The sequence below is a fragment of the Bartonella sp. AA89HNZF genome (genome assembly GCF_042196905.1).
Classification (GTDB): domain Bacteria; phylum Pseudomonadota; class Alphaproteobacteria; order Rhizobiales; family Rhizobiaceae; genus Bartonella.
This window is the reverse complement of sequence record NZ_JBHIRD010000044.1, coordinates 1-4,843: the sequence shown is the minus strand read 5'-3', so window position 1 is coordinate 4,843 and position 4,843 is coordinate 1. Positions and strand designations below refer to the sequence as shown.

8 protein-coding genes are annotated in these 4,843 nt (G+C 35.1%); 2 read left to right on the top strand and 6 right to left on the bottom strand.

The annotated features are described in order from the left end of the window. The 4 genes from ACFIN0_RS09385 to ACFIN0_RS09370 form a co-directional block, all read right to left on the bottom strand. Positions 1–516, bottom strand: a 516-nt coding sequence (locus ACFIN0_RS09385) for a DUF1376 domain-containing protein (protein ID WP_375702407.1), incomplete at its 3' end; no start/stop codon positions are given. Continuing rightward, on the bottom strand, positions 506–829 hold the full coding sequence (locus tag ACFIN0_RS09380) for a DUF1376 domain-containing protein (protein WP_375702406.1): 324 nt from the start codon (positions 827–829) through the stop codon (positions 506–508). The genes ACFIN0_RS09380 and ACFIN0_RS09385, both read right to left, overlap by 11 nt. Then, on the bottom strand, positions 819–1,169 hold the full coding sequence (locus ACFIN0_RS09375; protein WP_375702405.1) for a DUF1376 domain-containing protein: 351 nt from the start codon (positions 1,167–1,169) through the stop codon (positions 819–821). Before ACFIN0_RS09375 ends, ACFIN0_RS09380 begins: the two co-directional genes overlap by 11 nt. Further along, positions 1,159–1,632 (bottom strand): crossover junction endodeoxyribonuclease RuvC, encoded by a 474-nt coding sequence (locus ACFIN0_RS09370; RefSeq protein ID WP_375702404.1) that lies wholly within the window; start codon positions 1,630–1,632, stop codon positions 1,159–1,161. Before ACFIN0_RS09370 ends, ACFIN0_RS09375 begins: the two co-directional genes overlap by 11 nt. A gap of 75 nt (positions 1,633–1,707) precedes the next feature. Here ACFIN0_RS09370 and ACFIN0_RS09365 point away from each other — a divergent pair, with 75 nt between their 5' ends. Further along, positions 1,708–2,400 (top strand): hypothetical protein, encoded by a 693-nt coding sequence (locus ACFIN0_RS09365; protein ID WP_375702403.1) that lies wholly within the window; start codon positions 1,708–1,710, stop codon positions 2,398–2,400. 152 nt (positions 2,401–2,552) lie between these two features. Here ACFIN0_RS09365 and ACFIN0_RS09360 read toward each other — a convergent pair whose 3' ends face one another. Next, complete coding sequence (locus tag ACFIN0_RS09360) at positions 2,553–3,731, bottom strand: hypothetical protein (protein WP_375702402.1); 1,179 nt, start codon at positions 3,729–3,731, stop codon at positions 2,553–2,555. A 10-nt stretch (positions 3,732–3,741) separates the two neighbouring features. Continuing rightward, positions 3,742–4,062, bottom strand: a complete 321-nt coding sequence (locus tag ACFIN0_RS09355) for a hypothetical protein (RefSeq protein WP_375702401.1) — start codon at positions 4,060–4,062, stop codon at positions 3,742–3,744. 94 nt (positions 4,063–4,156) lie between these two features. Here ACFIN0_RS09355 and ACFIN0_RS09350 point away from each other — a divergent pair, with 94 nt between their 5' ends. Next, positions 4,157–4,483, top strand: a complete 327-nt coding sequence (locus tag ACFIN0_RS09350; protein WP_375627683.1) for an XRE family transcriptional regulator — start codon at positions 4,157–4,159, stop codon at positions 4,481–4,483. Positions 4,484–4,843 lie beyond the last annotated feature (360 nt).

The window sequence follows — 4,843 nt, the reverse complement described above, 5'->3', positions numbered from 1 at the left end:
ATTTTCAAAATCAATTTCTCTTTTTGATAAAATAATATTTTTATTTTTTTTGTTATTGTTAATGTTAATGTTATTGTGCATTTCCAAGCATTGCTCGTGCATTGCGTATGCATTATTCGTGCATTGCTCATGCATTGCACGTGCATCATCATTACTTTTATCTTTGTTTTTATCCCATCTAGCTTTTGCTGCTTTTGATGCCTTTTCTGAAGATTTTTCTAAATTCTCATTGCAATTTAGTAACTCTTCTTCAACTTGTGCACTCCATAAATTTCCATTTTCCAAGCGGATAATTAATTTTTTTCGAATGAGTTTTTCTAATGATTTTTTAAAAGTTTGTACTGAACAGCCAACAGCACGTGCTAAAACAGAGGCATCATCATAAAGAGGTTCACAAGTTCTATACATAAAAGCAGTGAGTGTACTATAAGTGGCTTTTTCTGCTGCATCAGTGCCAGCAAAGTCCATAATCCACTCTTGATAAAAATTACGTACCCAAGGTAATTTATTTGCCATAATTACCCTCCTGCTCTTCAATAAAAGCTGCTTCTTTTAATTCCTCTTCAACCTGTAAACTCCACAAGCGACCATCTGCTAAACGAATGAGATATCCTTCTTCAAGCAAAACATTCAGTGCCGCTTCAAACTTCTTCACTGAATAACCCGTGTAATTAGATAAAACTTTAATATTATAAAAAAGAGGTTCACCAGTATGCAACATACGTAACCGTAATCGCATATAGATATTGCCCTCTACAGCAGGCAAATAATCAACAACAATTGCCCACTGGTCTGCAAAAAGCCTCGTCCATGGCAACTTAGTTGACATACTTCACCTCCCTTTCTTTATTATTATTGCAAGTGAAATTATCTAGCTCTTCAGTGACGTTGTTGAGTTCTTTTTCAACTTCTGAATTCCACAACCCACCATTGTCTAAACGTATGATGAATCCACCTTCAATCAAGGAATTCAAAGCTGCTTCAAACTCTTCTACTGGATAACCAACCCAAAAAGCTAATACCGTTAAGTCCTTTAAAATAGGTTCACCAGTATGGAGCATTAGAAGTCGCAACATGACATAGATACATTTCTCGGTCGGCGACAAACAACCAAGAGTAAGAAGCCATTTGTATGCAAAAAGCTTCGTCCATGGTAATTTACTGGACATACCCCAATTCCCTTTCTTTAACTAAATATAAAATTGCTAAAGCATCTGCTTCGTTATCATCTTTCGGATTGTGCCCTTTTGCACGCACCGCCTTAATCATCTCTTCTTTCGACGCATTCCCCTTGCCTGTCGTCGCTTTCTTAATCGTACTTACTGGTATCCCCTCATACGGTATCTGATGCTGTTCACACCACGCCGTTAACGTTGCTAACAAACCACCGTAAATATGCGCTGCATCTGTACCTTTATGACGCCTCACCTCTTCAAAATACACCACGTCAATTTGACCTGCTGTCTGCTTTATTTCTGATAGCCATTGTTTAAAACGCAAGTAACGCATTCCACCGCCTTCAAAACGGCGCGATTGAAAATTCACGGTACCACTGAACATGTCACCACTTGCACCACGTATCGCCCACCCAGTCCGCGTACCTAGATCAAAACAAAGAATCGTGTTAATCACCGCGTCGCTCCACACAAAATGTGTTTTATAGAAGTGTTTTTTTCCGAAAATGAAGGAAAGAAGGGTGTAAGAAGTATGCAAATAGATAAAGATGTTATAGCTATAATTATTAGTATCTTTTCCCTAATACTATCGTTGCTTTTAAGATACGTAGATCTCAAAAAAGCAGAAAAGACTCGAAGAGAAGATTTATGCAATGTAGAAAAACAGTTTAACCATCTAGAAGAGCAAAATAAATCATTGCAAAAGCAAGCCACATCATCAGAAAAACATGTCAATTTTTTACTAAAAACAAAAGAAGAACTGGACTTAGGACCACCGCTACAGTTCAATGTACATAGTCCTACTCCAGACAAACATGATCCTAATAAATTTAGTGTCATATTATACATTAAAAATCCTACAGAAAGAATGATTAAAATAAATCACATATGGATAGAGAAAAAATGCCAATTCGAATTTGATAAAATAGTTTATAGCAACGGTACATTTATTAGCGGAAATGGCCAAATAACTATCAACCCCACATCTCCGAAACATATAGACCTAATAAAACTCGAAACAGAACAAACCTTACAAAATGGTCTTAATTCCTTTAATAATATAATCGGTGGACAAGAAATTAAATTAGAATTTTTCATTTGTTCCTCAAAATTGAATAAATCAGATACTCCGCTTTTTATTATGGAACATACTTCCTCAAGTAATCCTCAAAAAACAATTAAAGCTTCTTTTTGGACCTATTTCTTATCCCCTCATTCTTCCTAAGTTTATCCTCTAGATCCCATATTATTCTTTTTTGTTTAATTATCTCATCCCTAAGCTCTCCTGCCTGTTTAAAATAGTGATAAACCTCATAAAGCAAATATAGATTGGTAGTTATAGAAAGAACTGTTGCTACTAAACTCATCTTTCTCTCCTCACTTACTTTTCTTCTGTGAAGAGCCTTTTTTATTAGCAGCAAACATTTCCCCACTATTAACTAAAGTGCCGCCACCAACGCTTTCCGTCGCAACACGTACATCACCACGAACAGTTGCATTTTCATAAATATTCGCAGTGCCATAAATTAATGCCTCTTCATAAACTTGTGCTTTGCCGTGAACTTGTGCATTCTGAGTAACGGTCGCATATCCATAAACGCACGCATCTTCATAAACCTGTGATGAACCCCAAATCTCTGCATTGTCATAGACATGGGCATTGCCATAAACCTTGGCATTACCACCAATAACTACGTTTCCATAAGCTTGTGCTTTATCATAAACTTGCGCATTAGAGTAAACTTGTGCATTATTAAAAACCATAGCCTCGCCCCCAACCCAACAATCACCTTCATGACTAAGATTTCCCTCTTTCGCTATCCAACCGCCTAAATCACCTTTCTTAATGGTTCCAAAGTCTTTTAAGGCGCGAATACGATGTAGAATATGCGTACAACCACCTTTCTCACCATTGTGTTTGTATTCTTTGATGTCACCAGTGAATTCGTATTTCTTAGTTGGATCAACTGCCACAATATTAGCTCTCAGTTCAATAATTTCCTGTTGAAGTTTTGCAATTTCTTCACCCCGTGATTGAACTTCTGTTTTTAATGTATCTACAATTCCATCCTTCCGTCTGAAGACTTCATCATATTCATCTATTTTTTGCTTCAGTTCTTTGATTATAAGATCGCTTTTTTCAATAGATTCATTACGTGTTCTAAGGGTATTGATATAATTTCCAATATCTCTATTACTTACATTAATAATCCTATTTTTCTCTTTAATTGCAGCATCAAGCTCCATAACTGCTCTATTCTGCTCTTTAATTGCAGCATCACGTTCCATAGTCGCTCTATTCTGCTCTTTAATTGCAGCATCACGTTCCATAGTCGCTCTATTCTGCTCTTTAATTGCAGCATCACGTTCATGAGTAAGCTCTACAGTTTCCTTTGAACATTCACTCTTTATCGTTTGAATTTCTTTTTTATGACTTTCAATGTTCTCTTTAAATGCCTTGGCTTGGTTGCGATAATCAAAAATAACTCGTACCAAGATTAAGATACCTAAAAAAAGCGGTATTGCTGCTATAGATAAAACGTCAGTAAAATTCATTTTGATCTCCTCAAAGTTGTAAATTATTACCCGCGTTATGAACGCTAGGTTCTTTTGTAAATTTTGACATTGGGGGTATTTGTTTTTCTTGCATTAATGACTGCAAGCGCTCGGGATAAAAAAAATCTTCTGGACGCAAATCTATCCCATGATCACGTGCGTAGGTTAATAATTGCGCTTGATAAATTGAAGGAAATAATCCATTAGCACCACCCTTCTCTTTAGAATAAGTGATACGATAAACAGCGCCTTTACATTTCTGCAAAATACGCGAAACGTTAACAGCCCCCCCTAAATATTTTATTATGGTATACGCAGGTTCTTTTTTCATAATAATAAAGTTTCGTATTTCATGAATTTTATCAAGATAAAAATTCAGTTTTTTTTTATTGATTTTTCATGTCGCATGAAAGAGCCTTGCTCTTATGGAATCGGATCAGTTAAAGGCATGGCTTAATGAGCAATTAGCTAAAAATGGACATGGTAGCAAAAAAATGCTAGCTAAACACTTAGGAATATTGCCATCTACTTTGTCCAACATACTAAATAATTCAGCAAAAAATAAACCAATAAAACCTAGATTAATAAGAGCGGACGAGCTAATAAAAATTATTGATTTTTTTGGTGAAATCCCACCTTTTTTAATAAAAGAATCTGAACAATTTATTCGTCTTTATTATCAAGCAAAACCTGAAGTTCAGAAAGCTGTTTTAACGATTCTTCAAAACTCTTGTTCTTTAGACAAAGAATAATAGCTGCCATCACTTTTTTATCTCCATAATTCCAAAGTTTTTCTAACATTGTGTTATCCATAATTAATTTTTACCTTTATAAAATTTCATATTTTATGAATTTTTATATTGACGACGTTCATTAAATATGAAATATACAGACACCATACCCCGAAAAAAAAAACCTATGTCAAGGCGTTTTTTTCAAAATGTATTTAAATATTTTGATATGGAGGCATTTGTGACAAAACCAGTGTTTATCAATTCTGATGAAATTCTCTTAGTCATCTGCGAAAATGAAGAACAAAATCTCGCTAAATCTGGTCCTTTATTAGAAGAAAAGGACATTATCAATTTTATCGACCAAACCGATAATGCTGT